Annotated in this window: 20 protein-coding genes and 1 other RNA gene; 18 read left to right on the forward strand and 3 right to left on the reverse strand. The window is 72.6% G+C overall.

All coding sequences use genetic code 11. The features are described from left to right. The first annotated feature begins 46 nt into the window (after nt 1-46). The 3 genes from ACFV9J_RS03200 (at nt 47) to ssrA (ending at nt 2,273) form a co-directional block, all read left to right on the forward strand. Nucleotides 47-1,234, forward strand: coding sequence for a S41 family peptidase (locus ACFV9J_RS03200; protein ID WP_385349065.1), 1,188 nt, complete (start codon nt 47-49; stop codon nt 1,232-1,234). A 47-nt stretch (nt 1,235-1,281) separates the two neighbouring features. Further along, nucleotides 1,282-1,761, forward strand: coding sequence for an SsrA-binding protein SmpB (gene smpB / locus ACFV9J_RS03205; RefSeq protein WP_052841735.1), 480 nt, complete (start codon nt 1,282-1,284; stop codon nt 1,759-1,761). Nucleotides 1,762-1,874: 113 nt separating this feature from the next. Continuing rightward, nucleotides 1,875-2,273: a transfer-messenger RNA gene (gene ssrA / locus ACFV9J_RS03210) on the forward strand. Nucleotides 2,274-2,331: 58 nt separating this feature from the next. Here the strand turns inward: ssrA and ACFV9J_RS03215 are convergent. Then, entirely contained in the window at nt 2,332-3,627 is a 1,296-nt protein-coding gene (locus ACFV9J_RS03215; protein WP_385349068.1) for an MFS transporter, read from the reverse strand. An 83-nt stretch (nt 3,628-3,710) separates the two neighbouring features. Between ACFV9J_RS03215 and stgR the strand changes: the two genes are divergently transcribed. From stgR to ACFV9J_RS03250, 7 genes are all read left to right on the forward strand, one after another. Next, nucleotides 3,711-4,682: a LysR family transcriptional regulator StgR gene (gene stgR / locus ACFV9J_RS03220; RefSeq protein ID WP_385349071.1), complete on the forward strand. Its 972-nt coding sequence runs from the start codon at nt 3,711-3,713 to the stop codon at nt 4,680-4,682. A 301-nt stretch (nt 4,683-4,983) separates the two neighbouring features. Continuing rightward, nucleotides 4,984-6,276, forward strand: a complete 1,293-nt coding sequence (locus ACFV9J_RS03225; RefSeq protein WP_385349073.1) for a hypothetical protein — start codon at nt 4,984-4,986, stop codon at nt 6,274-6,276. Beyond that, complete coding sequence (locus tag ACFV9J_RS03230; protein WP_385349075.1) at nt 6,276-8,480, forward strand: polysaccharide deacetylase family protein; 2,205 nt, start codon at nt 6,276-6,278, stop codon at nt 8,478-8,480. Before ACFV9J_RS03225 ends, ACFV9J_RS03230 begins: the two co-directional genes overlap by 1 nt. Nucleotides 8,481-8,590: 110 nt before the next feature. Continuing rightward, nucleotides 8,591-9,823, forward strand: a complete 1,233-nt coding sequence (locus ACFV9J_RS03235; RefSeq protein WP_385350078.1) for an acyltransferase — start codon at nt 8,591-8,593, stop codon at nt 9,821-9,823. A 113-nt stretch (nt 9,824-9,936) separates the two neighbouring features. Next, nucleotides 9,937-10,896 carry a hypothetical protein gene (locus ACFV9J_RS03240; protein ID WP_385349077.1) on the forward strand — a complete coding sequence of 320 codons (960 nt, stop codon included), beginning with the start codon at nt 9,937-9,939 and terminating at the stop codon, nt 10,894-10,896. 132 nt (nt 10,897-11,028) lie between these two features. Beyond that, nucleotides 11,029-12,387: an MFS transporter gene (locus tag ACFV9J_RS03245; RefSeq protein ID WP_385349080.1), complete on the forward strand. Its 1,359-nt coding sequence runs from the start codon at nt 11,029-11,031 to the stop codon at nt 12,385-12,387. A 109-nt stretch (nt 12,388-12,496) separates the two neighbouring features. Continuing rightward, entirely contained in the window at nt 12,497-13,708 is a 1,212-nt protein-coding gene (locus ACFV9J_RS03250; protein ID WP_385349083.1) for a uroporphyrinogen-III synthase, read from the forward strand. Nucleotides 13,709-14,320: 612 nt separating this feature from the next. On the opposite strand, the gene ACFV9J_RS03255 is transcribed toward ACFV9J_RS03250, so the two are convergent. After that, nucleotides 14,321-14,884, reverse strand: a complete 564-nt coding sequence (locus tag ACFV9J_RS03255; protein ID WP_385349086.1) for a DUF1772 domain-containing protein — start codon at nt 14,882-14,884, stop codon at nt 14,321-14,323. 215 nt (nt 14,885-15,099) lie between these two features. Here ACFV9J_RS03255 and ACFV9J_RS03260 point away from each other — a divergent pair, with 215 nt between their 5' ends. From ACFV9J_RS03260 to ACFV9J_RS03285, 6 genes are all read left to right on the forward strand, one after another. Further along, entirely contained in the window at nt 15,100-15,690 is a 591-nt protein-coding gene (locus ACFV9J_RS03260) for a CGNR zinc finger domain-containing protein (RefSeq protein ID WP_385349088.1), read from the forward strand. 184 nt (nt 15,691-15,874) lie between these two features. Next, the gene (locus tag ACFV9J_RS03265) at nt 15,875-16,399 is read left to right on the forward strand and encodes a sigma-70 family RNA polymerase sigma factor (protein ID WP_166661591.1); all 525 of its coding nucleotides are present in this window, start codon (nt 15,875-15,877) and stop codon (nt 16,397-16,399) included. A 59-nt stretch (nt 16,400-16,458) separates the two neighbouring features. Next, nucleotides 16,459-17,247: an anti-sigma U factor RsuA gene (gene rsuA / locus ACFV9J_RS03270; RefSeq protein WP_385349091.1), complete on the forward strand. Its 789-nt coding sequence runs from the start codon at nt 16,459-16,461 to the stop codon at nt 17,245-17,247. 82 nt (nt 17,248-17,329) lie between these two features. Beyond that, complete coding sequence (locus tag ACFV9J_RS03275) at nt 17,330-19,666, forward strand: HelD family protein (protein ID WP_385349094.1); 2,337 nt, start codon at nt 17,330-17,332, stop codon at nt 19,664-19,666. A gap of 425 nt (nt 19,667-20,091) precedes the next feature. After that, on the forward strand, nt 20,092-21,507 hold the full coding sequence (locus ACFV9J_RS03280) for an NAD-dependent malic enzyme (protein WP_385349097.1): 1,416 nt from the start codon (nt 20,092-20,094) through the stop codon (nt 21,505-21,507). A 352-nt stretch (nt 21,508-21,859) separates the two neighbouring features. Beyond that, nucleotides 21,860-22,141, forward strand: coding sequence for an HU family DNA-binding protein (locus ACFV9J_RS03285; RefSeq protein WP_003950507.1), 282 nt, complete (start codon nt 21,860-21,862; stop codon nt 22,139-22,141). Nucleotides 22,142-22,345: 204 nt separating this feature from the next. Here ACFV9J_RS03285 and murA read toward each other — a convergent pair whose 3' ends face one another. Continuing rightward, on the reverse strand, nt 22,346-23,692 hold the full coding sequence (gene murA, locus ACFV9J_RS03290; protein ID WP_385349103.1) for a UDP-N-acetylglucosamine 1-carboxyvinyltransferase: 1,347 nt from the start codon (nt 23,690-23,692) through the stop codon (nt 22,346-22,348). Between the two features lie 233 nt (nt 23,693-23,925). Between murA and ACFV9J_RS03295 the strand changes: the two genes are divergently transcribed. Both ACFV9J_RS03295 and ACFV9J_RS03300 read left to right on the forward strand, forming a co-directional pair. After that, a complete protein-coding gene (locus ACFV9J_RS03295) occupies nt 23,926-24,498 on the forward strand; it encodes a YqgE/AlgH family protein (protein ID WP_385349106.1) in 573 nt (190 codons plus the stop codon). A gap of 30 nt (nt 24,499-24,528) precedes the next feature. Then, nucleotides 24,529-24,813: a DUF3039 domain-containing protein gene (locus ACFV9J_RS03300; protein WP_356858584.1), complete on the forward strand. Its 285-nt coding sequence runs from the start codon at nt 24,529-24,531 to the stop codon at nt 24,811-24,813. Nucleotides 24,814-24,995 lie beyond the last annotated feature (182 nt).

Genomic DNA, 24,995 nt, shown 5'->3' on the forward strand with positions numbered 1-24,995 from the left:
GTCAACGGACCGTGCGGCCCTTACGCGTTGTCCTAGACTCACCGGCATGTCAGGCCGTGACCTGTTCTGTCAGCCCCGCCGCGTACGCCACGGGGCCGCCCTGACCTTGGTGTTCGCGAGCGTGCTCGTCGCGGGCGCGGCCTCGGGCTCGCTGCCCGGGACGGACCGGAAGCCCGGGCCCGGTACGGCCCGTTCGGCCGCCCCGGCCGGTCAGCAGGGCCGCCACGACGACGTCGCCCGCGCGGCGGCCGAGGCCATGGCCGACGGCAAGTCCCCCGTGGAGGCCGCCGAACGCGCGGTCAGCCGCAGCGGGGACCGCTGGGGCGCCGTCTACTCCGAGGGCGAGTACGAGGAGTTGGAGGACGCCCTCGACGGCCGGTACACCGGCGTCGGGCTCTCCGCGCGCCGTGAGCGCGACGGCCGCATCGAGGTGACCCGGGTGCGCTCCGGGTCGCCCGCCGCCGACGCCGGGATCCGGGAGGGCGACCGGCTGCGCAGTGTCGACGGCGAGCGGGTCGACGGGCGGCCCGTCACCGAGGTCGTCTCCATACTCCGCGGCGACGCCGAGCCGGAGCCCGCCGGCACCGCCGTCCGGCTGGGCCTGGAGCGCGGCACGCGCGCGTGGACCGAGACCGTACGCCGGGCCCGGCTGTCCACGGACCCCGTGACCGTCCGCACGCTCGCCGACGGCCTCACCGTCCTCAAGGTCACCTCCTTCACCAAGGGTGTCGGCGAGCAGGTGCGCGAGGCCGCGGCCCGGGTGCCGTCCGGCGCCGGTCTCGTCCTCGACCTGCGGGGCAACTCCGGCGGCCTGGTCACCGAGGCCGTCACCGCCGCCTCCGCCTTCCTCGACGGCGGCCTGGTCGCCACGTACGACGTCGACGGCGACCAGCGGGCCCTGCACGCCGAAGCCGGCGGCGACACCACCAGACCCCTGGTCGCGCTCGTCGACGGCGGCACGATGAGCGCGGCCGAGCTTCTCACCGGGGCCCTCCAGGACCGCGGCCGGGCGGTCGTCCTGGGCTCCCGCACCTTCGGCAAGGGCTCGGTGCAGATGCCGAGCCGGCTGCCCGGCGGCTCGGTGGCCGAGCTGACCGTCGGGCACTACCGCACCCCCTCCGGGCGCGGCGTCGACGGCACGGGCATCACGCCCGACCTGGAGGTCGACCCGGCGGACCCGGCCGCCCTCGCCCGGGCCCGGACGGTGCTGAGCGGGCTCGGGCCGACCGCGTAAATCGGCTTTCCGCCAGGCCCCTCCGTAGTGCCAAAATGGACCGCACTATGGCTAAGGAAAAAGGGCGCAAGCTGATCGCGCAGAACAAGAAGGCGCGGCACGACTACCAGATCCTCGACACCTACGAGGCCGGCCTCGTGCTGTCCGGGACCGAGGTGAAGTCGCTGCGCCAGGGGCGGGCCTCGCTGGCCGACGGGTTCGTGCAGCTGGACGGTCACGAGGCGTGGCTGCACAACGTGCACGTGCCGGAGTACAGCCAGGGCACCTGGACCAACCACAGCGCGCGCCGCAAGCGGAAGCTGCTGCTGCACCGGGTGGAGATCGACAAGCTGGAGTCGAAGTCCCAGGAGACCGGTCACACGATCGTGCCCCTGGCGCTCTACTTCAAGGACGGGCGGGCCAAGGTCGAGATCGCGCTGGCGCGCGGCAAGAAGGAGTACGACAAGCGGCAGACCCTCCGGGAGAAGCAGGACCGGCGCGAGGCGGAGCGGACGATCTCCGCGATCCGGCGCAAGCAGCGGGCCTGACGCCGCCCGCCGCCGGGAATAGGCTGGCACCCGTACGCGTTGGTCACGTACGATGGCAGCAGCACTCCACAGAGGGTGCGAGCCCCTCTTCGGAGGACTTGAAAAATCAACATGGGGATGATCGGTTTCGACAGCGGCTGTCGAAGCAGGGGAAGCGTGTCGAGGAAGCGGCCATGATCTCGTAAACCACAGGCCGAAAAAATAATCGCCAACACCAAGCGCGATTCCTCCCAGCAGGCCTTCGCCCTCGCTGCCTGATCTCAGGTAGCGAAGCGAGCCTCCTACTAAGGGAGTGTCAGCCCGGGGCTGTTCCCGACCCGGATCCTGGCATCAGCTAGGGGACTAAACCTTGATCCCGGTCACGGGGTGAAGAGGGAAACCAAACAGTGACTGAGCCCGTCGGAGACTTGTCCGCGTGATCTCCGGGGCTGAGAAAATCGAAGCGGACTGCACACGGAGAAGCCCTGATTCCGCACCGTTGGACGCGGGTTCGATTCCCGCCATCTCCACATTCCCAGGGAACCCCCTGGGTCACCGGCCACGTGTCGGCGACCCAGGGGGTTCCTGCGTTCACAGTGACCGTCTGGCCGGCAGCAGGGTCAGGAGGAGGGCCGTCGCGGCCGCCGTGACCGGGATGCCGTAGGCGGCGGTGGGGGAGGCGTGGTCCACCGTCCAGCCGCCCGCCGCGCTGCCGCAGGCGATGCCGCCCAGCAGGCCGGTCACCGCGAGGGTCATGCCCTCGTTCAGGCGGCCCTCCGGGGTGCGGTGCTGGACCAGCGTCATCGTGGTGACCATCGTCGGAGCCGTCGCCATCCCGCCGATCAGCAGGGTGAGCGCCAGCAGGGGCAGGGAGCCGCTGAGGGAGGCCGCGAGCAGCGGCAGGGTGAGCAGGGCCGTCATCGCGGCCACGCACCACGGCAGCCGGTGCTCGGGCGGCCCGGCGGGCCTGATCGCGCCGTAGAGCAGACCCGCCGCGCAGGAACCGGCCGCCTGCAACGCGAGGACCAGACCGGCCGCCGCGCGATGTCCCTGTGCGTCAGCGAACGCGATGGTGACGACCTCCATGGCGCCGAACACCCCGCCCATCGCCAGGCACACCACCAGCAGTGACGGGATGCCCGGGGCCCGGAAGGGAGCCTTCGCCGTAGGGCGCGGGCGGGCCGGCGGCTCGGTCGCGCGCTGGGCGGTGAACAGCAGCATGCCGGTCACCAGCAGCACCACGCCCACCAGCGTGCCCGCTTCCGGGAACACCGCGGTGCACAGGAACGCCGCGAGGACCGGCCCGAACATGTAGCAGAGTTCGTCCGTGGCCTGTTCGAAGGAGTTGGCGGTGTGCAGCGCGTCGGCGTCCCCCTCCAGCAGGTGGGCCCAGCGGGCGCGGGCCATGCCGCCGGTGTTGGGCGTCGTGGCGGTGGCGGCGTACGCGGCGAACAGGGTCCAGGCGGGCGCCCCGTACCGCACGCACAGCAGCAGGGCGACCGAGCCCAGCGCGGCGAACAGGGTGGCGGGTACGGCCACCCTCGCCTGGCCGTACCGGTCCACGAGCCGCGCGGTCCACGGGGCGACCAGCGCCGTCGCCGCCAGCCCGGTCGCGGTGACGGCGCCGGCGAGGGCGTACGAGCCCCGGGTGCCGGCGATCATCACGACGGCGCTGACGCTGAACATGCCCATGGGTAGCCGGGCGGTGAGGTTCCCGATCGTGAACGCCCGGGCGCCGGGAGTGGACAGGAGCCGCCGGTACGGGCCGGGTGGCCGGCGCCGGACGCGGGGGCGGAAGTCGGCCGCGACCAGGGTGTCGGCGGTGACGGCCAGGACGGGGGAGGCCGGAGTGGGACGGGAGGGGTGCGCTGGGGTCGGCTGCGGCATGGGTCCACCGTCGCCCGGCGGCGATCGGGGGGTCCAACACCTTCTCCGTGGCCATTCACGCACCGCCGTTGTAAGTTCGCCGGATGCCCGCACCCGCCCACCTCGACCCGCGACTCCTGCGCGCCTTCGTCGCCGTCGCCGAGGAACTGCACTTCACCCGCGCCGCCGCCCGCCTCTACGTCGCCCAGCAGGCGCTCAGCAGGGACGTGCGGCGCCTGGAGCGGGAGTTGGGCGCCGAGCTGTTCGTCCGGACCACCCGGCAGGTGACGCCGACGGCCGACGGCGAGCGGCTGCTGCCGTACGCCCGCCGGGTCCTCCAGGCGCAGGAGGAACTGCTGGCCGCCTTCGGGCAGGCCCGCCCGCTGCTGGTCGACCTCAACTCCCCGGGGCTGGTCACCGGCCGCCTGGTCCTGGAGCGGGCCCGGTCGCTCGCGCCCGAGCAGGAACTGATGGCGCGTTACGAGAGCGGACTGACCCACGCCGCCGGTGAACTGGCCGCGGGGCGCCTCGACGCCTCCTTCGGCCGGTTCGCGGGGCTGCCCGCGGCGCTGCGGGCGGGACTCGGACACCAGCCGGTGCGTCACGAGCCCATGGCGGTCGTCCTGCCCGAGGACCACCCGCTGGCCCGGCTGGAGCGGGTGCCGCTCTCCGCGCTCGCCGGAGAGGCCGTGTACGCCGGGGCCGGCAACCCGCGCACGCCGGAGTGGACCGACCTCGCGCACCGCCTGTTCGAGGGACGCGGCATCCATGTGGCGTCCCCCGTACCGCTGGCGGTCGGCGAGGAGGAGTTCCGGCGCATCATGGACAAGACGCGCAATCCCATCCTCGCCGTGGAGAGCTTTCCGGCCATGCCCTCGACCGTGGTGCGCCCGCTCGTCGACCCCGTGCCGCTCTCGCCGGTCTCGCTCGTCTGGCGAAAGGGACTGGTGCATCCCGCGCTCGACGCGCTGCGCCGGGCAGCCGCGCAGGTCGCGACCGAAAACGGTTGGCTCGAGGCTCCCGCTGAGGGATGGATTCCGGCCGCCGACGCCGCTGTGATGTCCGTCCACAAGTGACACGCGGCAACCACACATCCTCCGCGTGCGCTACATTCTTTGCCTGAGCACGGTGTGATACAGGGGGCGCTCGAACCTGGTGGGGGCCGGTTCGGCCGACGAGTGCTCGGAGTCGTGTGCGCACCCGGAAGTGTTCCGTGGGGGGAAGTGCGCGCGCGTGAAGAATTGGCAAAAAGACGCCCAACCGGAGTGGCCCGAGGTCGAGTCCGGGGCTCGTGATCTCTCGGAGGCTGGACGAGATGCTGACGCCACCGAGGTGCTGCCCCCTACCCGGGCCTTGCCGCCGGCCGGGGGAGCCCCGATGACCGCGTCGGGTCCGGGGTGGTTCGGCGAATCCGGTGAGAGCCCGCGTGGCCGCGGGAGTTCCGACGCCGACCGGACGCAGATCCCGGGTTCCCGAATAGGCGGCCGCGCGCCGCGCGAGCCGGGCCCGGACCCACTGGCCCAGGGGCGGATAACCTGGGGCAGAACCGACCCGGCCGGGGCCGACCACGGCAACGCCGCCCCGGCGCCCGGCACCGGCCACACCCGCGGCACCGGCACCGGCATGGGCACCGGCCCGGACCCCGACCGGACGGACGTCCTCCCGCCGGCCGGCCCCGCCGCCCCGGTCCCGCCGACCCGCGCCTTCCCCGCATCCGCACCGGCACCCGCACCGGCACCCGCACCTCTCCCCGTGCCCCCGCCTTCCCCCGGCCCCGCCACCGCCGCACTGCGCGACCCCTGGCAGGAGACGCCGGACACGGACGGCGACGCGGGCACCGGCACCGGCACCGGCGCCGCCGGGCACACCCACGACCCGCACGAGGTCACCGTCCAGCTCGACGCCGTCCACCTCGGCGACGGCGTGCTCCTGCGGGCCGACACCGGGCACGGCAAGCGGGGCCCGGAGGCCTCCGACGGGCCCGTCTTCGTCGACGCGTCCGGCCGCCGCAGCCGCCTCTACCGCCGCCTCGGCATCCTGGTCGGCATCGCCTGCGCGGTCTACGCCGTCGTCATCGTCTCCACGCTGCTCTCCGGCAACTCCGACGCGCCCTGGATGCCCGTGCCGGGCCAGGAGGAGGGCGCACCGGCCGGCCAGGTCGACACCTCCCCGGCGCCCTCGCAGTCGGCGCAGCCCTCCGGCACCGGCGACGCCACCACCCCGCGGGCCACTCCCTCGGCCGACGCCGGCGTGACGACCGAACCGGGCGTCGAGGCACCCGCGTCCGGTACGGCCGGCGTGCCGGGCGGCAGCACGGGGCAGCCCGGTACGAGCGCCGACCCCGAGTCCTCGGCGACCGGCAGCGGCCGCGACCCGGGCGGCTCCGGCGCGACCGGCCCCGACCCGACGCAGTCCACCGAGGTGCCGCCGTCCACCGGCACGGACCCGTCCGCCCCGACGGGCGGCGTCGACCCCTCCGTCGGCCCGACCCAGCCCACCGGCGGCTCCACCACGGACACCGACCCGGGCGCGGGTGGCACCAACGCCAACGGCGCGGGCGGCCCGGACCCCGTCGCGGGTCCGGCCGGCGCCTCCGTCGTGGTCGCCGAGCCCGCCGCCGACACCTCCACGTCCCCCTCCCTTCCCCTGTCCCCGGAGAACACCCTCTGATGGCATCCAGCACCCGCCGTCACGGGGCCGCGCGCAGCGCCCGTGAGGGCTCCCGCCGTCGCCTGCCCTTGCGCCTGCTGCTTCCGCTGCTCGTCCTGGTCGCCCTGGTGGCGATGCTCATGCTGCGCGGATACGTGCACAGCGAGATCCTCGCCGACCACCGCGTCCAGCCGCCCGCCGCGACCACCGACGTGCCCGAGAAGATCCTCGAGGGCGGCCCGGTCATCGACGTGCGCGGCGGCCGCACCGAGAGCCTCAGCGTGCCCGACCACCGGCTCGTCCTCACCTTCGACGACGGCCCCGACCCGACCTGGACCCCGCGGGTCCTCGACGTGCTCAAGAAGCACGACGCGCACGCGGTCTTCTTCGTCACCGGCACCATGGCCTCCCGCTACCCGGACCTCGTCGAGCGCATGGTCGACGAGGGCCATGAGGTGGGCCTGCACACCTTCAACCACCCCGACCTCTCCTTCCAGTCCAAGAAGCGCATCGACTGGGAGCTGTCGCAGAACCAGCTGGCGATCACCGGCGCGGCCGGGGTGCGCACCTCGCTGTTCCGGCCGCCGTACTCCTCCTTCGCCGACGCCATGGACAACAAGTCCTGGCCGGTCACCGAGTACATCGGCAGCCGCGGCTACCTCGTCGTCGTCAACAACACCGACAGCGAGGACTGGAAGAAGCCCGGCGTCGACGAGATCATCCGCCGCGCCACCCCGCACCACGGCAAGGGCGCCATCGTCCTGATGCACGACTCCGGCGGCGACCGCCACCAGACCGTGCAGGCCCTGGACAGGTTCCTGCCCGACCTGAAGAAGAAGGGCTACGAGTTCGACAACCTCACCGAGGCCCTGGACGTGCCCAGCGCCATGAGCCCGGTGACCGGCGCCGAACTCTGGAAGGGCAGGGCGTGGGTCTTCCTGGTCCAGGCCTCGGAGAAGCTCACCGACGGCCTGGTGGTGGGCCTGGCGGTCATCGGCACGCTGGTCATCGGGCGCTTCGTGCTGATGCTGCTCCTGTCCGGCGTCCACGCCCGCCGGGTGCGCCGGAGGCGCTTCCGCTGGGGACCGGCGGTCACCGAACCCGTCACGGTGCTGGTCCCGGCGTACAACGAGGCCAAGTGCATCGAGAACACGGTGCGTTCCCTCATGGAGAGCGACCACCCGATCGAGGTCGTCGTCATCGACGACGGCTCCAGCGACGGCACCGCCCGCATCGTGGAGGGCCTCGGCCTGCCCAATGTCCGGGTGATCCGGCAGCTCAACGCGGGCAAGCCGGCCGCGCTCAACCGGGGCCTGGCCAACGCCCGGTACGACATCGTCGTGATGATGGACGGCGACACCGTCTTCGAGCCCTCCACCGTCCGCGAACTCGTCCAGCCCTTCGGCGACCCGAAGGTGGGCGCCGTGGCGGGCAACGCGAAGGTCGGCAACAAGGACAGCCTCATCGGCGCCTGGCAGCACATCGAGTACGTGATGGGCTTCAACCTGGACCGCCGGATGTACGACGTCCTCGGCTGCATGCCGACCATCCCCGGTGCGGTCGGCGCCTTCCGCCGTTCCGCCCTGGAACCCATCGGCGGCATGAGCGACGACACGCTCGCCGAGGACACCGACGTCACCATGGCGCTGCACCGCGCCGGCTGGCGGGTGGTCTACGCCGAGAACGCCCGCGCCTGGACCGAGGCCCCGGAGTCCGTCGGCCAGCTGTGGTCCCAGCGCTACCGCTGGTCGTACGGCACCATGCAGGCCATCTGGAAGCACCGCCGCGCGGTGATCGAGAAGGGTCCCTCGGGCCGCTTCGGCCGGGTGGGCCTGCCCTTCGTCTCGCTGTTCATGGTGCTGGCCCCGCTGCTCGCCCCGCTGATCGACGTCTTCCTGCTCTACGGCCTGGTCTTCGGCCCGACCGAGAAGACGATCGTGGCGTGGCTGGGCGTCCTGGCCATCCAGGCGGTGTGCGCGGCGTACGCCTTCCGGCTCGACCGGGAGAAGCTGACCCCGCTCATCTCGCTGCCCCTCCAGCAGATCCTGTACCGCCAGATCATGTACGTGGTGCTGCTCCAGTCCTGGATCACGGCACTCACCGGCGGCCGGCTGCGCTGGCAGAAGCTGCGGCGCAGCGGCGGGGTGTCCGCGCCGCCGCCCGGCGCCGACGGCGTGCCGCCCCAGCGGCGGTCCGGCGCCATGGACGGGAGGCCGGTCGGATGACCACCCCGCCGTACGACCCGACGCGGCCGACCCCCGCGCACGGCCCGGCCACGCCGTTCCCGACCACGCCCTTCCCGGCCTCGCCCGCCCCGCCCCGGAGCGCCCCGCACATGACCGCACCACCCCTCCACCCGCCCGTGGGCACGGACACCGGCGGGCCGGTGGTGCCCCAGCAGAAGCAGGCCCGGCGCGCTCCCGTGCGCGACCGGTACTTCGACCTGCTGCGGGCGGTGGCGCTCTTCCGGGTGGTCCTGTACCACCTGATGGGCTGGGCCTGGCTGCCGGTGGTGTTCCCGTCCATGGGCGTCATGTTCGCCCTCGCGGGCAACCTGATGGCCCGCAGCCTCAAGCGGCCTGCCGTCCAGGTCGTCCGCAGCCGCATGCGACGCCTGCTGCCGCCGCTGTGGCTGCTGGGCGTCGTGGGCGTGACCGGCATGGTGCTCCAGGGCTGGGGGCCGAACGAGGACGGGCATCCGGGGTGGTGGTGGTTCCACCTCCTCTACTGGGTCCTGCCGCTGAGCGACCCGCCCTTCGCCGAGAGCGTGCCGGGCATCCACGGCATCCTGGGCGAGGACTGGGCCGCGGAACTCGGCGGGCCGCTGTGGTACATCCGCGCCTACCTCTGGTACGTCCTGCTCTCCCCGGTGCTGCTGCGCGCGCTGCGCGCCCTGCCGTGGCTGACGATCCTCGCGCCGCTGGCCCTGTCGGCCGCCTTCCAGTTCGGCTACCTGAACCTGCCGGGCGAGCGCTTCCCGTCCGCGCTCACGGACTTCAGCACCTTCGGGGCCTGCTGGGTCCTCGGCATGGCCCACCAGGAAGGCGTCCTGAAACGGCTGCCGCGCTACGTCGTGCCCTCGGTGGCCCCGGTGATCGCCGCACTGGGCCTGTGGTACGCCTTCCGGGAGGGCTTCAAGACCGGGTACGACCTGGACTCCATCCCCTTCGCGCAGGCCGTCTGGTCCTTCGCCACGGTGCTGCTGCTCCTGCACGTCAGCCCGTCGTGGACCGAGTGGCCGCGCCGGCTGCGCCGCTGGGACCGGCTGATCACCCTGCTCAACTCCCGCGCGGTGACGATCTACCTGTGGCACAACGTCTGCATCCTGATCGCGGCCACGCTGTGGGACCAGCTGTGGGGCTTCGAGGTCATGTACGAGAACGTCCCGTGGCTGCTGGAGAGCCCCTGGCCGGTCCTGGCCATCGCCTGGCTGCTCATCGGGAGCTGCATCGTCTGGTTCGGCTGGATGGAGGACGTGGCGGCCAAGCGCAGCCCCCAGCTGTGGCCGGACGGCGGGAAGCGCACGGCACCGAAGCGTCCCAGGGCCCGCGCCGCGCACCGGGGCTGACGCGCACCGGGGCTGACTCGTACCGGGGCTGACGTGGGTCGGCCCCGCGTGCGAGACTGCCCCGGTTGCGGGAGCGAACAGGGTGGCGTGAGCCGGTCAGGGGGAGCAGCGGGATGAGCAAGCGGCAGACGCAGAAGATGCTGGAGTTGATGGCGAGCGGGGAGCCGGTCCAGCTCACCAGCCGGATGTCCTCGGTGAAGAAGCTCGCCAAGCTCGCCTTCGTCGCCCAGCAGTTCGGGTACGAATACGCCGACGTGCGCCAGAGCGGGGGCAACAACGCCGCGCTCACCATGCTGCTCGTCCCCGACCCGAGCCCGCAGGCCCGCACCCGGGCCGCGCAGAACTGGGCGCAGTACCCGAACGCCGGCGACGGCGTGTCCCTGCCACCGCTCGTGCCGGACGCCTTCGAACTCCTCAAGGCGCGCATCAACTTCGACCTCACCGGCAAGAACGCCCAGAAGAACATGGGCTACGGCGCGCTCGGCGGCACCGTCGCGTGTGTGGTCATCGCCTTCCGCGAGGGCGGCTCGTCCGACGACTTCCTCATCTCCGGGATCATCTGGCTGGTCCTCATGGCGGCCCTGGGCATCGGCTTCCTCGTCACCCGCAAGCGCAACGCCAAGTTCGCCGCCCGGCTGCAGGCCGCCGGCTTCGTGCCGATGGCCGACGAGACGGGACGGGTGCGGTACCTGCCGCCCGGCGGGCAGCTGCCGGGGCACGGGAACCCGTTCGGTGCCATGCCCGGCGGCCACGGACAGCCGGCCCCCGGCCAGTACGCCGCCCAGCCCCCGCAGCAGCAGCCGTACGGCGGGCCGCAGCAGGTCCAGCAGCCGTACGCCCCGCAGCCGGTTCCGCAGGCCCAGCCCTACGCGCCCCCGCAGGCCCAGCAGCCGTATCCGCCCCAGCAGCCCCCGCAGCCGTACGCCCAGCCGCCGCAGCAGCAGCCGTACGCCCAGTCGCAGTCGCAGCCGCAGCCGCAGCCGTACGCGCCGCCGCAACCGCAGCAGCCGTACCCGCCGCAGGGCCACCCGCAGCAGAACCCGCACTGGCAGCCCCGGCCCCCGCAGGGCTGACCGCGATCTCTCACCCCGCGCCCGTGCCGGGTGAGAGCGACGTTCCCTCCCGGTCATCCACAGCCCCACCAGCCCGAAACGCGTCCTGCCTAGCGTCGGTGCCACCGAGCTGTGGAGCACCGTGGAGGCGCGATGAAAGCCCGTGGCGGACGCTGGATCGAGTACTGGGATCCCGAGAACGAGACCTTCTGGCAGGAGACGGGGCGGCGAACGGCCCGGCGGAACCTGTCCTTCTCCGTGCTCTCCGAGCACATCGGGTTCTCCGTCTGGACCCTGTGGTCCGTGCTGGTGCTCTTCATGGGCCCGGAGTACGGGCTGTCCGCGGCCGACAAGTTCCTGCTGACGTCCGTGGTGACCCTCGTCGGGGCCGTCGTACGGGTGCCGTACACCTTCGCCGTGGCCGTCTTCGGCGGACGGAACTGGACGGTCATCTCGGCGAGCATGCTGCTCGTGCCGACGCTCGCGGCCTTCGTCGTGATGGAGCCCGGCACGTCCTTCTCGACGTTCCTGCTGGTCGGGCTGCTGGCCGGGATCGGCGGCGGCAACTTCGCCTCCTCCATGACCAACATCAACGCCTTCTTCCCGCTCAGGGAGAAGGGCTGGGCGCTGGGCCTCAACGCCGGCGGCGGGAACGTCGGTGTGCCCGTCATCCAGCTCGTCGCGCTCGCGATCATCGGTGCGGGCGGCGGGCCCCGGGTGCTGCTCGGCATCTACATCCCGCTGATCCTCGTGGCCGCCGTCCTCGCCGCGCGCTTCATGGACAACCTCACCACGGTGAAGAACGACACCGGAGCGGCCAAGGACGCGGCCCGGGACGCCCACACCTGGATCATGTCGGTGCTGTACGTCGGCACCTTCGGTTCCTTCATCGGCTACAGCTTCGCCTTCGGACAGGTGCTGACGACCCAGTTCGGGCGGACACCGCTGCAGGCGGCCTGTCTCACGTTCGTCGGACCGCTGCTCGGTTCGCTCGTCCGCCCGCTGGGCGGCAGGCTCGCCGACCGGTACGGCGGTTCGAGGATCACCCTGTGGAACTTCGTCGCCATGGCCGCGGCCACCGCGGTCCTCGTCGTGGCCAGCATGGAGAGGTCGCTGGCGCTGTTCGTGACCGTGTTCGTGGCGTTGTTCCTGCTCAGTGGGCTCGGCAACGGCTCGACGTTCAAGATGATCCCGCACATCTTCCACTCCAAGGCGCTGGCCCAGGGGCTGACGGGAGAGGAGGCCGTGCGGCACGGGCGGCGGCTGTCGGGAGCGTCGATGGGGCTGATCGGCGCGGTGGGAGGCCTCGGGGGCGTCGGGATCAACCTGGCCTTCCGTCAGTCCTTCCTCTCCTCGGGCTCGGGCACCGGCGCCTTCGTCGCCTTCCTGGCCTGCTACGCCGTGTGCATCGCGGTGACCTGGTCGGTATACCTTCGCCGTCCCACAGGGCGCGGCGGGACGGGGGTGGGACCGGCGGAGGCGAAGACACGGCGCAGCTACGCCGAGGTGTGACGTAACACTGGTGACATGAAGCGGAACCGAGCCCGTCACGCACGGTTGACAGGCTCGGTCGCCACGTGACTGTGCACGTGGGTGTGAACGGATCGGAGCGCGGCGAGCGATGGACGACGTAAGCGACGTAAGCGACGTGAGTGGCACGGGTGGCGCGGGTGGCGTGGGCGACGGAGCGCGGCAGCCCGGCCACGGCCACGGCCCGCTGGCCGGGTTCACCGTGGGCGTGACCGCCGCCCGCCGGGCCGACGAACTGGGCGCGCTGCTCGGGCGGCGCGGGGCCACCGTCCTGCACGCACCGGCGTTGCGGATCGTGCCGCTGGCCGACGACGGCGAGCTGATGGCCGCGACCAAGCGGATCGTCGACCGGGCGCCGGACGTCGTCGTCGCCACCACCGCCATCGGGTTCCGGGGCTGGGTCGAGGCCGCCGACGGCTGGGGGCTCGGCGACGCCCTGCTGGAGCGGCTGGGCACGGTGGAACTGCTGGCGCGCGGGCCCAAGGTCAAGGGCGCGGTACGGGCCGCCGGACTGACCGAACGGTGGTCACCCGCCTCGGAGTCCATGGCCGAGGTCCTGGACCGGCTCCTGGAACAGGGCGTGGCGGGCCGCCGGATCGCCGTACAGCTGCACGGCGAGCCGCTGCCGGGGTTCGTGGAGGCGCTGCGTGAGGGTGGGGCCGAGGTGGTGGGCGTGCCCGTGTACCGGTGGCTGCCGCCGGAGGACCTAGGTCCGGTGGACCGGCTGCTGGACGCCGCGGTCTCGCGGGGCGTGGACGCGGTGACCTTCACCAGCGCGCCCGCCGCGGTGTCCCTGCTGGGCCGGGCCGAGGAGCGGGGCCTGCTGCCGGAGCTGCTCGCCGCGTTCGGCCACGACGTGCTGCCCGCCTGCGTCGGGCCGGTCACCGCGGTGCCGCTCCAGGCGCACGGCGTGGACACGGTCCAGCCCGAGCGCTTCCGGCTCGGGCCCCTCGTCCAGTTGCTGTGCCAGGAGCTGCCGGCCCGCGCCCGGGCCCTGCCCGTCGCCGGGCACCGGCTGGAGATCCGCGGCCACGCGGTGCTCGTCGACGGGGAGCTGCGGACCGTGCCGCCCGCCGGCATGTCCCTGCTGCGCGCCCTGGCCCGGCGGCCCGGCTGGGTCGTGCCCCGCGCGGAGCTGCTGCGCGCCCTGCCGGGCACCGGCCGCGACGAACACGCCGTCGAGACGGCCATGGCCCGCCTGCGCACGTCCCTCGGCACCCCGAAGCTGATCCAGACGGTGGTCAAACGCGGCTACCGCCTCGCCCTGGACCCGGCCACGGACGCCAAGTACACGACCGACTGAGCCCCGCCGGGCACGGCCGCTCCGGGCCGGACGCGATACGGCGGCACGTGCGCCGGTCCCGGCGGCGTGGACTGGACGCGGGCGCGGGCTGTGATGCGTGGTGCGGGCCACGCACGATACGGCCCCACCGCGGGCCCTGGCCCCCGGGCCGATCAGCAGACGGCACGCCCTACGACGCCGCGCCGGGTGCCCGCCGGCCGGCCGTACGCGGACCGGCGCCCACCGGCGAGGCGCCCGCGGCGCCAGGCCGCGCGTGTGGTCCCATGTTGTCGGGCCCGCGGTCTCGGCAGGCCACGGGTGTCCGTCGACGCCCGGTGCTCAGTCGCCGGTCGGGTGGGGTGCCCCGTGGGTCGCGGTGGTGTCCGGGGAGCCAGGCCGCGCCGCTGGTCCCCTGCCGTCGGGCCTGCGGTCAGGCAGGCCGCGGGTGTCTGCCGGTGGGGTGTCCGTCGGTGCCCGGTGCTCAGTGGTCGGTCGGGTGGGGTGCCCGGTGGGTCGCCGTGAGTCGCTGTGGTGTCCGGGGCGGCAGGCCGTGCAGGTGGTCCCGTGTCGTCGGGTCCGCGGTGAGGCAGGCCGCGGGTGTGCGCCGGTGGGGTGTCCGTCGGTGCCCGGTGCTCAGTGGTCGGTTGGGTGGGGGGTTCCGTGGGGTGCCGTGGGCTGTTGGGGTGTGTGGGGTGCGGATCGCGCCGGGCGTCGGTTCCGGGTCGTCAGGCCCGCGGCCAGGCAGGCCGTTGCCAGCGTCGAGAGCACGGCGCGTACGACGTTCCAGGCCACCCACGGGTCCTCGAACCGTTCGCGCAGCGCCGCCGGGTCGCCGGGGCGGGCCAGGGCGTCGTTGAGGGGGACGTTGCCGACCACGGTGACCAGGAAGGCGAGGGCGTACGCCACCGCGCCCGCCCAGACCCACCAGCTGCCCGGCAGCCCGCGCGACTGCCACCCCGCGAGGCCCGCGAGGGCGAGTGCGCCCATGAAGACCAGCAGGAACACCGGGTTCTGGATCACGTCGTTGATGTCGCGCATCACGTCGACGTACACCCGGTCCTCGCTGCGCGCCAGCGCCGGCATCACGGCGCAGGCGAAGACGTAGAAGGCCCCGGCCATCAGCCCCGCGGCGACCGTGGCCGCGACCAGTACTCCACCGGCGGCACGGGCCCGCCGTTCCCCGTTGATGTCTGTCATGCGTCCAGTCAACGGGCGCCGCGCCGCGCCGGACATGGCCCGGGCGCGCGGGCGCATACGCGAGCGTCCACGAGGGGGCGGTACGAGGGGTTCCGGGCGCGGGTGCGGGCAGGCACTGTAGAGGGGAGCGCTCCGCAAGCGGTCCGCGCGCGGTCTCCCTGCTCCCCTTTCCGGGCCCGTGCCTGAGCGGGCAAGCCCTAGGCGGTGACAGGAACATGGCACTGGGTACGGCCACCGACCCGTACGAGCTGCGGTTCGACACCGGGCGGATCAGTCTGGACCTCATCACCACCACCCACCCCGCGGAACGCCTCGACTCCGTCGACGCCCTGCGCGCCTGGATCACCGGCTCCGGACTCGTCCCGCCCGGCACCCCGCTGGCCCACGCCGACCCCACCTGGCTGACCGGCTTCCGCGAACTGCGCGGCGAGACCGCCCGCTTGGTGCGCGGCCGGCCGGTGCCCCGCAACCGCCCCTACGAACTCGCCCTCGCCCGCGTCAACGAACTCGCCCTCGCCGCACCCCCCGCACCCCGTGCGGTCCCCGGCGCGGACGGCACGCTGGTGCGGGAGCTGACCGTGCCACCGCGGTGCGCCGCGCTGCTCGGGGCGCTGGCCCGGGACGCCGTGGAACTGCTCACCGACCCCGTCGCGCGGGCGAGCCTCAGGCAGTGCGCCGGCGACAACTGCCCCATCGTGTACGTGGACACCTCCCGCGGCCGCCGCCGACGCTGGTGCTCCAGCGAGGTCTGCGGCAACCGCGAGCGCGTCGCCCGGCACCGCCGCCGCGTCGCGCTGTCCCGGTAGGTCCGCCCGCGTCCCGTTCGTACCGCGCCTTGGAGAAATCCCTCATCTCGTTTTGAACACGCCGCACTTCGCGTCCGTACCGAATGGGCGAGCGACCGACTGGGGGAACCCCCGGACATCGGAGGTGGGCGTGCGCAAGGATTCCGTCGTGGCCAATGAACGTGGTGCGAGGGCCCGACATCGCATGTCGCAGACGTCCTCGGAACCCGACGAGGAGCTGATGCGCGCGCTGTACCGCGAGCACGCCGGCCCCTTGCTGGCCTACGTGCTGCGGCTGGTCGCGGGGGACCGCCAGCGCGCCGAGGACGTCGTCCAGGAGACGCTCATCCGTGCCTGGAAGAACGCCGGTCAGCTCAACCGTGCGACCGGATCGGTACGCCCCTGGCTGGTGACGGTCGCGCGTCGCATCGTCATCGACGGCCACCGCAGCCGGCAGGCCCGGCCGCAGGAGGTCGATCCGTCGCCGCTGGAGGTCATCCCCGCGGAGGACGAGATCGACAAGGCGCTGTGGCTGATGACGCTGTCGGACGCGCTCGACGACCTGACCCCGGCCCACCGGGAGGTCCTCGTCGAGACGTACTTCAAGGGGCGTACCGTCAATGAGGCGGCGCAGACACTGGGCATACCCAGCGGCACCGTTCGCTCCCGGGTGTTCTACGCCCTGCGTTCGATGAAGCTGGCTCTGGAGGAGCGGGGGGTGACGGCGTGATGAGCGGCTACGGGGGAGTACAGGGATTCGGCCCGGGGGACACGGGTAACTCTGTCCCCATGCAGGGAACACCGGCGCCGAACGAGCACGAGACCGTCGGCGCCTATGCCCTCGGGATCCTCGACGACGCCGAGGCGACGGCCTTCGAGGCCCACCTCGCCACCTGCGAGTGGTGCGCCCAGCAGCTCGACGAGCTGGCCGGCATGGAGCCGATGATGGCGGCCCTCGCGGACCTGCCGGGCACCGGGACGCCCGCCGTCGCCGAGTCGCTCACCGTGAAGCCCAGCGCGCGGCTCTCGGAGAAGCTCGTCGACGAGGTCGCCGAACGCCGCGCGAGCAAACGCCGCCGCAATTTCTACCTGGTGGGCACCGCGGCCGCGCTGATCATCGGCGGCCCGTTCGCCGCCGTGGCGACCACGGGCGGCGGGGGCGGCGGCGGTGACGACGGCGGCGGCCGCAGGACCGAGGCGACGCAGCAGGCCGCGAGCCCCGCCGAGTCCGCCTTCGCCGCCATGCCGGACCGGGTCACCGCCACCGACCCGGGCACGCGGGTCAGCGCGACCGTGGCCCTGGAGAAGAAGGCCTGGGGCACCGAGACGGTCCTGGAGCTGAAGAACCTCAAGGGCCCCCAGAAGTGCTCCCTGGTCGCCGTCGGCAAGAACGGCGAGCGGGAGACGCTCACCTCCTGGACGGTCCCCGACTGGGGCTACGGCATCCCGGGCGCCACCACCGAGAAGGCCAGGAAGCCGCTCTACGTGCACGGCGGCGCCGCCTTCGAACCCAACCAGATCTCCCACTTCGAGGTCATGACCTTCGACGGGAAGCGGCTCGTGGAGGTCGACGCGTAGCGCGGGCCGCGGGCGCGCCGTAGCTTCCCGGGCCCCCTTCGCGTATTTTTGACGGCTGCCCAGCACGTCAGAAGGGGGCCCGGTGGCCGCACAGGCTCAACAGGATTCAGCGGTCGACTCGGAGCACGACCCGGCACGCAGGGACGCCGCACGGGCGGACTCCGTACGGGACCGAGAGATCGACGTGGAACAGGCGCACCTCGACCGCGTGTACCGCCGCCTCGAGGAGAAGATCCACGAGGCGGAGTTCCTCATGCACGACGCCGCCCAGCGCGGCCACGTCGGCACGCCCGGCGCCCTCGCCGAGCGCGACGCGCAGGTCTTCCGGGCCGGCATCCACCTCAACCGCCTGAACAACGAGTTCGAGGACTTCCTGTTCGGCCGCATCGACCTGCTCCTCGGCAAGGACGGCAAGAAGGGCCCGGACGGCGCGTACACGGCCGTCGAGCCCGCCGAGGGCGCCCTCGGGCCCGACAACACGGCCGACATCGCCGAGACCCTGCACATCGGCCGCATCGGCGTCCTGGACGAGGACTACGCGCCGCTGGTCATCGACTGGCGGGCGCCGGCCGCCGCCCCCTTCTACCGGTCCACGCCGGTCGACCCGGGCCGGGTCGTGCGCCGCCGGGTGATCCGTTCCAAGGGGCGGCGCGTCCTCGGCGTCGAGGACGACCTGATGCGGCCCGAGATCACGGCCCGGCTGGACGGCGAGGAGCTGGCCGTCGTCGGCGACGGCGCCCTGATGGCCGCCCTCGGCCAGGCCCGTACCCACTCCATGCGGGACATCGTGGCCTCCATCCAGGCCGAGCAGGACCGGGTGATCCGCGCCCCCGCCGCCTCCGTGACCTACGTCGAGGGCGGCCCCGGCACCGGCAAGACCGCCGTCGCGCTGCACCGGGCGGCGTACCTGCTCTACCAGGACCGGCGCCGGTACGCGGGCGGCATCCTGATCGTCTCGCCGACGCCGCTGCTCGTGGCGTACACCGAGGGCGTGCTGCCCTCCCTGGGCGAGGAGGGGCAGGTCGCCATCCGCGCGATCGGTGCGCTGGCCGACGACGCCGCGGGAGCGGAGGCCACGCTGTACGACTCCCCGGCCACCGCCCGGGCCAAGGGCTCCGCCCGCATGCTCCGGGTACTGCGCAGGGCCGCGCGCGGCGCGCTGGAGCCGGCCGACTCGCCGGTGCTGCTCAGGGTCGTCGCCTTCGGCCGCCGCCTCGAGCTGGAGGCCGAGGAGCTGGCCGGCATCCGCCGCACCGTCCTCGGCGGCACCGCGCCCGTCAACCTGCTGCGTCCGCGCGCCCGCCGGCTGCTCCTGGACGCCCTGTGGGAGAAGTCGGGCGCCGGGGCCCGGCACAGCGACCCCGAGCTGGCCGCCGAGCTGCGCTCCTCCTTCGACGAGGACGTCAGCTCCGAGGACTCCTTCACCGGCTTCCTGGACGCCTGGTGGCCCGAGCTGACCCCGGGCGCCGTGCTGGCCGCCATGGCGGACGAGCGCCGCCTGGGCCGCTGGGCCCGGCGCGTGCTGAACCCGGGCGAGGTCCGCAAGGTGGCCCGTTCGCTGCGGCGCGAGGGCCACTCCGTGCACGACATCGCCCTGCTCGACGAACTCCAGGCGATCGTCGGCACCCCGGCCCGCCCCCGCAAGCGGCGCGAGCAGGACCCGCTGGACCAGCTCACCGGCCTGGAGGAGCTGATGCCGCAGCGCGAGGAGACCCAGTGGGAGCGCGCCGAGCGCCTCGCGCAGGAGCGCACCGAGTACGCGCACGTCATCGTCGACGAGGCACAGGACCTCACCCCCATGCAGTGGCGGATGGTCGGCCGCCGCGGCCGGCACGCCACCTGGACGGTCGTCGGCGACCCGGCCCAGTCCTCCTGGTCCGACCCCGACGAGGCGGCCGCCGCCCGTGACGAGGCTCTGGGCACCCGCCCGCGCCGCCGCTTCGAGCTGACCGTGAACTACCGCAACCCGGCCGAGATCGCCGAGCTGGCGGCGAAGGTCCTGGCGCTTGCCATGCCCGGCTCGCCGTCCCCGTCGGCCGTACGTTCGACCGGCGTCGAACCGCGCTTCGCGGTGGTGGAGGAATCCCTCGCCCGGACGGTCCGCGCGGAGGCGGCCCGGCTGCTCGGCCTCGTCGACGGCACCGTCGGCGTCGTGGTCGCCATGAACCGGCGCGAGGAGGCCCGGCGCTGGCTGGACGGGCTCGGCGACCGCGTGGTGGCGCTGGGCAGCCTGGAGGCCAAGGGCCTGGAGTACGACGCCACGGTCGTGGTCTCCCCGGCCGAGATCGCCGACGAGTCGCCCGCCGGACTGCGCGTGCTGTACGTCGCCCTGACCCGGGCCACCCAGCAGCTGACGGTCGTCTCCGGCGAACGGGACGAGCCGGACGCCTCGGGGGTGCCGGACCTGCTGCGCGACTGAGCGCCCCCGGTCACGCGAGAGGCCCGCGCCGTCCCGGCGCGGGCCTCCGCTGCGTTCAAGTGGCACCGACCCGCCATGCTCGCCTCGCGGCAAGTGGTCGCTCGTAGCGACGAAGGTTGGGCCCGGGGGCTTGGATCGAGCCGGTGCCACGTCCAAGGTAACAAACGATCCCCGCAAGACAATTCCCGTCCCGCGGGTTCCTTCCGCGTTCCTTCCGCGTTCCTTCCGCGGTCCGGGCGCGTCCCGCCCGCCGCGTCCGGTGCCCCCTTCCCCCGACGGGCTACTTCTCGTATGGTGGAAGTCGTTTTCCGAAATCGGAGCGAACAAAAAGTTCGCAATCCGGGGCGGCTACCGCGTACCCAGTGGTAGGTGCGACGATCGGACGGCACAACCCAGTTACACGGTGAAAGCAGAGGAAGTCGGCCATGGCAACGGCGCCCAGCGTCTCCTACTCGATGACGGTCCGACTGGAGGTGCCCGCCGGCGGAACCGCCGTCTCGCAGCTCACCACGGCGGTGGAGTCCGCGGGCGGCTCGGTCACCGGCCTCGACGTCACGGCCTCGGGCCACGACAAGCTCCGCATCGACGTCACCATCGCGGCCGGCTCGACCGCCCACGCCGACGAGATCGTCGAGCAGCTGCGCGGCATCGAGGGCGTCAGCCTGGGCAAGGTCTCCGACCGTACCTTCCTCATGCACCTCGGCGGCAAGATCGAGATGCAGTCCAAGCACCCCATCCGCAACCGCGACGACCTGTCCATGGTCTACACGCCCGGCGTGGCGCGGGTCTGCATGGCGATCGCCGAGAACCCCGAGGACGCCCGCCGCCTCACCATCAAGCGCAACTCGGTTGCGGTCGTGACGGACGGCTCCGCCGTCCTGGGCCTGGGCAACATCGGCCCGAAGGCCGCGCTGCCGGTGATGGAGGGCAAGGCGGCCCTGTTCAAGCGGTTCGCCGGCATCGACGCCTGGCCGATCTGCCTGGACACCCAGGACACCGACGCGATCGTCGAGATCGTCAAGGCCATCGCCCCGGGCTTCGCCGGCATCAATCTGGAGGACATCTCCGCGCCCCGCTGCTTCGAGATCGAGGCCCGGCTGCGCGAGGCCCTCGACATCCCCGTCTTCCACGACGACCAGCACGGCACCGCCATCGTCGTCCTGGCCGCCCTGACCAACGCCCTGCGCGTGGTGGGCAAGCCCATCGAGAACGTACGGGTCGTCATGTCCGGCGCCGGCGCGGCCGGTACGGCCATCCTCAAGCTGCTGCTCGCCGCCGGGGTCAAGAACGCCGTCGTCGCCGACATCCACGGCGTCGTGCACACGGGCCGCGCCGACCTGGTGGACGCCGCCCCGGAGTCGGCCCTGCGCTGGATCGCCGACAACACCAACCCCGAGGGCCTCACCGGCACCCTCAAGGAGGCCGTGCACGGCGCCGACGTCTTCATCGGCGTCTCCGCCCCCAACGTCCTGGACGGCCAGGACGTGGCCGCCATGGCCGACGGCGCGATCGTGTTCGCGCTCGCGAACCCCGACCCCGAGGTGGACCCGGCGATCGCCCGGGAGACGGCCGCGGTCGTCGCCACCGGCCGCTCGGACTTCCCGAACCAGATCAACAACGTGCTGGTCTTCCCGGGTGTCTTCCGCGGCCTGCTGGACGCCCAGTCCCGCACCGTCAACACCGAGATGATGCTCGCGGCCGCACACGCCCTCGCGGACGTGGTGACCGAGGACGAGATCAACCCGAACTACATCATCCCCAGCGTCTTCAACGACAAGGTCGCCGGTGCCGTCGCGGGCGCCGTGCGGGACGCGGCGAAGGCCGCCGGAGTGGTGGCGTAGTTTCCCCCGGTCGGGGAAGGCGGCCTGTGGCGTGGTGGTGAGGATCACCACGGCAGGCCGCCCCTCCGGCGCGTCGCGGGATGTCGGGCCTCGGATCGCCCTCTAGGGTTGCGCAAGGCTCAGGCCCTCTCGGCGTGTGACTCCCAAGGGTGTTCTCACGACTCCTGGGGGTGCCGGATTGGCTTTACCGCCGCAGGTGGAGGCAGGATGCCTCCCTGGGCGCGAGGGTCTGACGACCGACCCGGGTCCGGGGAATGTCAGAGGGCCCTGGCAGCATCGGCATCGCTGTGCCCAACATGCGGCTCCGCCGCGTGGCACGCCTCAACGGCAAGAAGAACACGGGAGTAACAACATGAACCGCAGTGAGCTGGTGGCCGCCCTGGCCGACCGCGCCGAGGTGACCCGCAAGGACGCCGACGCCGTGCTGGCCGCCTTCGCCGAGGTTGTCGGCGACATCGTCTCCAAGGGCGACGAGAAGGTCACCATCCCCGGCTTCCTGACCTTCGAGCGCACCCACCGTGCCGCTCGCACCGCCCGCAACCCGCAGACCGGCGAGCCGATCCAGATTCCGGCCGGCTACAGCGTCAAGGTCTCCGCGGGCTCGAAGCTCAAGGAAGCCGCCAAGGGTAAGTAAGCGCTCCGCTTTCAGCGCCGGGGGACTGCGGGGCTGCGGGTCTGCGGGTCGTCGTATGGCCGCGGGCCGGTTGTGGCTGGTCGCGTCCGCGCGGCGGAGCCGCAAGTCGATACAGCCCCGCGCCCCTTTGGGGCGTTCGACGTAACGCCGATGGGGCGGTCACCCGAGTTGGGTGCCCGCCCCATCGGCGTTTCCGCGAGGTGTCTAGCCGAGGGCCTTGCCCGGGAGTTCCACCTTCGCGCCCAGCTCGACGAGCTTGTCCAGGAAGTTCTCGTAGCCGCGGTTGATCAGGTCGATGCCGTGGACCCGGGACGTGCCCTGGGCCGCGAGGGCGGCGATCAGGTACGAGAAGCCGCCGCGCAGGTCGGGGATGACCAGGTCGGCGCCCTCCAGCTTGGTCGGTCCGGAGACGACGGCCGAGTGCAGGAAGTTGCGCTGGCCGAAGCGGCAGTCCGAGCCGCCGAGGCACTCGCGGTAGAGCTGGATGTGGGCGCCCATCTGGTTGAGCGCCGAGGTGAAGCCCAGCCGGGACTCGTACACCGTCTCGTGGACGATGGACAGCCCGGTGGCCTGCGTCAGGGCCACCACCAGCGGCTGCTGCCAGTCGGTCTGGAAGCCGGGGTGCACGTCCGTCTCCAGGGCGATGGACTTCAGCCGCCCGCCCGGGTGCCAGAAGCGGATGCCCTCGTCGTCGATCTCGAAGGCGCCGCCCACCTTCCGGAAGGTGTTCAGGAACGTCATCATCGAGCGCTGCTGGGCCCCGCGGACGTAGACGTTGCCCTCGGTGGCCAGGGCCGCGGAGGCCCAGGAGGCGGCCTCCAGGCGGTCCGAGAGGGCACGGTGGGTGTAACCGCCCAGCTCGTCCACGCCCGTGACGCGGATCGTGCGGTCGGTGTCCATCGCGATGATCGCGCCCATTTTCTGCAGGACGCAGATCAGGTCCTCGATCTCCGGTTCGACCGCCGCGTTGGACAGCTCCGTGACGCCCTCGGCCAGCACGGCCGTCAGCAGCACCTGCTCGGTCGCGCCGACGGACGGATACGGCAGGTTGATCTTCGTACCGCGCAGCCGCTGCGGAGCCTCCAGGTACTGGCCGTCCGCCCGCTTCTCGATCGTCGCGCCGAACTGCCGCAGCACGTCGAAGTGGAAGTCGATGGGCCGGCCGCCGATGTCGCAGCCGCCCAGACCCGGGATGAAGGCGTGCCCGAGGCGGTGCAGCAGCGGGCCGCAGAACAGGATCGGGATGCGCGACGAGCCCGCGTGGGCATCGATGTCGGCGACGTTCGCGCTCTCCACGTGGGTCGGGTCCATCACCAGCTCGCCGGGCTCCTCGCCCGGACGGACGGTCACCCCGTGCAGTTGCAGCAGTCCGCGTACGACCCGCACGTCGCGGATGTCCGGCACGTTGCGCAGCCGGCTCGGCGCACTGCCCAGCAGGGCGGCCACCATTGCCTTCGGCACGAGGTTCTTCGCACCGCGGACCCGGATCTCGCCCTCCAGCGGGGTTCCGCCGTGGACAAGCAGTACGTCATCAGCGCCGTTGACGGTCATGAATCTCGCGTTCCGTGGGGTTGGGCAGGGGCCAGAAGGGAAAGGGTAATCGTCTTGTACCCCCCATCCATGCGCCTCCGCACGGTCCGGCAACGTCATGGATTTGTCACAACACGCGGTGTTCACCGGCGCGTACGGGGGGTCACGATCGAGGGGCGTGCGCGGGTGCGTGTTCACTCCCGTGCCCCCGATTGCCTCCCCACCGGAGGGGAACATGCGGGATCATGTCTGGCATGACCGAGGTGTCCTCGCTCACGGGGCGACTGCTCGTGGCAACGCCCGCCCTGGCGGACCCGAACTTCGAGCGTGCGGTGGTGCTCCTCCTCGACCACGACGAGGAGGGCTCCCTCGGTGTCGTCCTCAACCGCCCCACGCCCGTCGACGTGGGCGACATCCTGGAGGGCTGGGCGGACCTGGCCGGTGAGCCGGGCGTCGTCTTCCAGGGCGGCCCGGTGTCCCTGGACTCGGCCCTCGGCGTCGCCGTCGTCCCCGGCGGGGCGTCGGGCGAGCGGGCGCCGCTGGGCTGGCGCCGGGTGCACGGCGCGATCGGCCTGGTGGACCTGGAGGCGCCGCCGGAGCTGCTGGCGTCCGCCGTGGGCGCCCTGCGGATCTTCGCCGGGTACGCGGGCTGGGGGCCCGGCCAGCTGGAGGACGAGCTGACCGAGGGCGCCTGGTACGTGGTCGAGTCCGAGCCGGGTGACGTCTCCTCGCCGTTCCCCGAGAGACTCTGGCGCGAGGTGCTGCGCCGCCAGCGGGGCGACCTGGCGATGGTGGCGACGTATCCGGACGACCCTTCGCTCAACTGAAGCGTGTGAGCTTCAGTACCCTTGGCCGTTATGAGCACTCTCGAGCCCGAGCGCGGGACAGGTACGGGAACCCTCGTCGAGCCGGCGCCGCAGACGTCCCACGGCGACGGCGATCACGAGCGCTTCGCGCATTACGTCCAGAAGGACAAGATCATGGCGAGCGCCCTCGACGGCACCCCCGTCGTGGCGCTGTGCGGCAAGGTCTGGGTGCCGGGCCGCGACCCGAAGAAGTACCCCGTCTGCCCCATGTGCAAGGAGATCTACGAGTCCATGAGCGGCGGCGGGGACGAGGGCAAGGGCGGCGACAAGAAGTAGGCGCCGGGCGCCGGGAAGCGGCGCCGCTGCCCGTACAGACCCCTCAGATCTTCCCGAAGGCCCCCGGAGTGTGCCCGCGCACACTCCGGGGGCCTTCGTGCGTGGGGGCTGATTAACAAAGAGGTTTACGAATTGGTTCAGACCTCTTGTGGACAGGTTCATGTCTCCCTACGCTCCTGGGT

Source organism: Streptomyces sp. NPDC059906 (genome assembly GCF_042730645.1).
GTDB classification, from domain to species: domain Bacteria; phylum Actinomycetota; class Actinomycetes; order Streptomycetales; family Streptomycetaceae; genus Streptomyces; species Streptomyces rubrogriseus.

Excerpts from the sequence above, each read along its gene's own strand:
- ACFV9J_RS03200 (WP_385349065.1), top strand. The coding sequence starts at position 47 with ATGTCAGGCCGTGACCTGTTCTGTCAGCCCCGCCGCGTACGCCACGGG.
- smpB (WP_052841735.1), top strand. The coding sequence starts at position 1,282 with ATGGCTAAGGAAAAAGGGCGCAAGCTGATCGCGCAGAACAAGAAGGCG.
- ACFV9J_RS03215 (WP_385349068.1), bottom strand. The coding sequence starts at position 3,627 with ATGCCGCAGCCGACCCCAGCGCACCCCTCCCGTCCCACTCCGGCCTCC.
- stgR (WP_385349071.1), top strand. The coding sequence starts at position 3,711 with ATGCCCGCACCCGCCCACCTCGACCCGCGACTCCTGCGCGCCTTCGTC.
- ACFV9J_RS03225 (WP_385349073.1), top strand. The coding sequence starts at position 4,984 with ATGACCGCGTCGGGTCCGGGGTGGTTCGGCGAATCCGGTGAGAGCCCG.
- ACFV9J_RS03230 (WP_385349075.1), top strand. The coding sequence starts at position 6,276 with ATGGCATCCAGCACCCGCCGTCACGGGGCCGCGCGCAGCGCCCGTGAG.
- ACFV9J_RS03235 (WP_385350078.1), top strand. The coding sequence starts at position 8,591 with ATGACCGCACCACCCCTCCACCCGCCCGTGGGCACGGACACCGGCGGG.
- ACFV9J_RS03240 (WP_385349077.1), top strand. The coding sequence starts at position 9,937 with ATGAGCAAGCGGCAGACGCAGAAGATGCTGGAGTTGATGGCGAGCGGG.
- ACFV9J_RS03245 (WP_385349080.1), top strand. The coding sequence starts at position 11,029 with ATGAAAGCCCGTGGCGGACGCTGGATCGAGTACTGGGATCCCGAGAAC.
- ACFV9J_RS03250 (WP_385349083.1), top strand. The coding sequence starts at position 12,497 with ATGGACGACGTAAGCGACGTAAGCGACGTGAGTGGCACGGGTGGCGCG.
- ACFV9J_RS03255 (WP_385349086.1), bottom strand. The coding sequence starts at position 14,884 with ATGACAGACATCAACGGGGAACGGCGGGCCCGTGCCGCCGGTGGAGTA.
- ACFV9J_RS03260 (WP_385349088.1), top strand. The coding sequence starts at position 15,100 with ATGGCACTGGGTACGGCCACCGACCCGTACGAGCTGCGGTTCGACACC.
- ACFV9J_RS03265 (WP_166661591.1), top strand. The coding sequence starts at position 15,875 with ATGTCGCAGACGTCCTCGGAACCCGACGAGGAGCTGATGCGCGCGCTG.
- rsuA (WP_385349091.1), top strand. The coding sequence starts at position 16,459 with ATGCAGGGAACACCGGCGCCGAACGAGCACGAGACCGTCGGCGCCTAT.
- ACFV9J_RS03280 (WP_385349097.1), top strand. The coding sequence starts at position 20,092 with ATGGCAACGGCGCCCAGCGTCTCCTACTCGATGACGGTCCGACTGGAG.
- ACFV9J_RS03285 (WP_003950507.1), top strand. The coding sequence starts at position 21,860 with ATGAACCGCAGTGAGCTGGTGGCCGCCCTGGCCGACCGCGCCGAGGTG.
- murA (WP_385349103.1), bottom strand. The coding sequence starts at position 23,692 with ATGACCGTCAACGGCGCTGATGACGTACTGCTTGTCCACGGCGGAACC.
- ACFV9J_RS03295 (WP_385349106.1), top strand. The coding sequence starts at position 23,926 with ATGACCGAGGTGTCCTCGCTCACGGGGCGACTGCTCGTGGCAACGCCC.
- ACFV9J_RS03300 (WP_356858584.1), top strand. The coding sequence starts at position 24,529 with ATGAGCACTCTCGAGCCCGAGCGCGGGACAGGTACGGGAACCCTCGTC.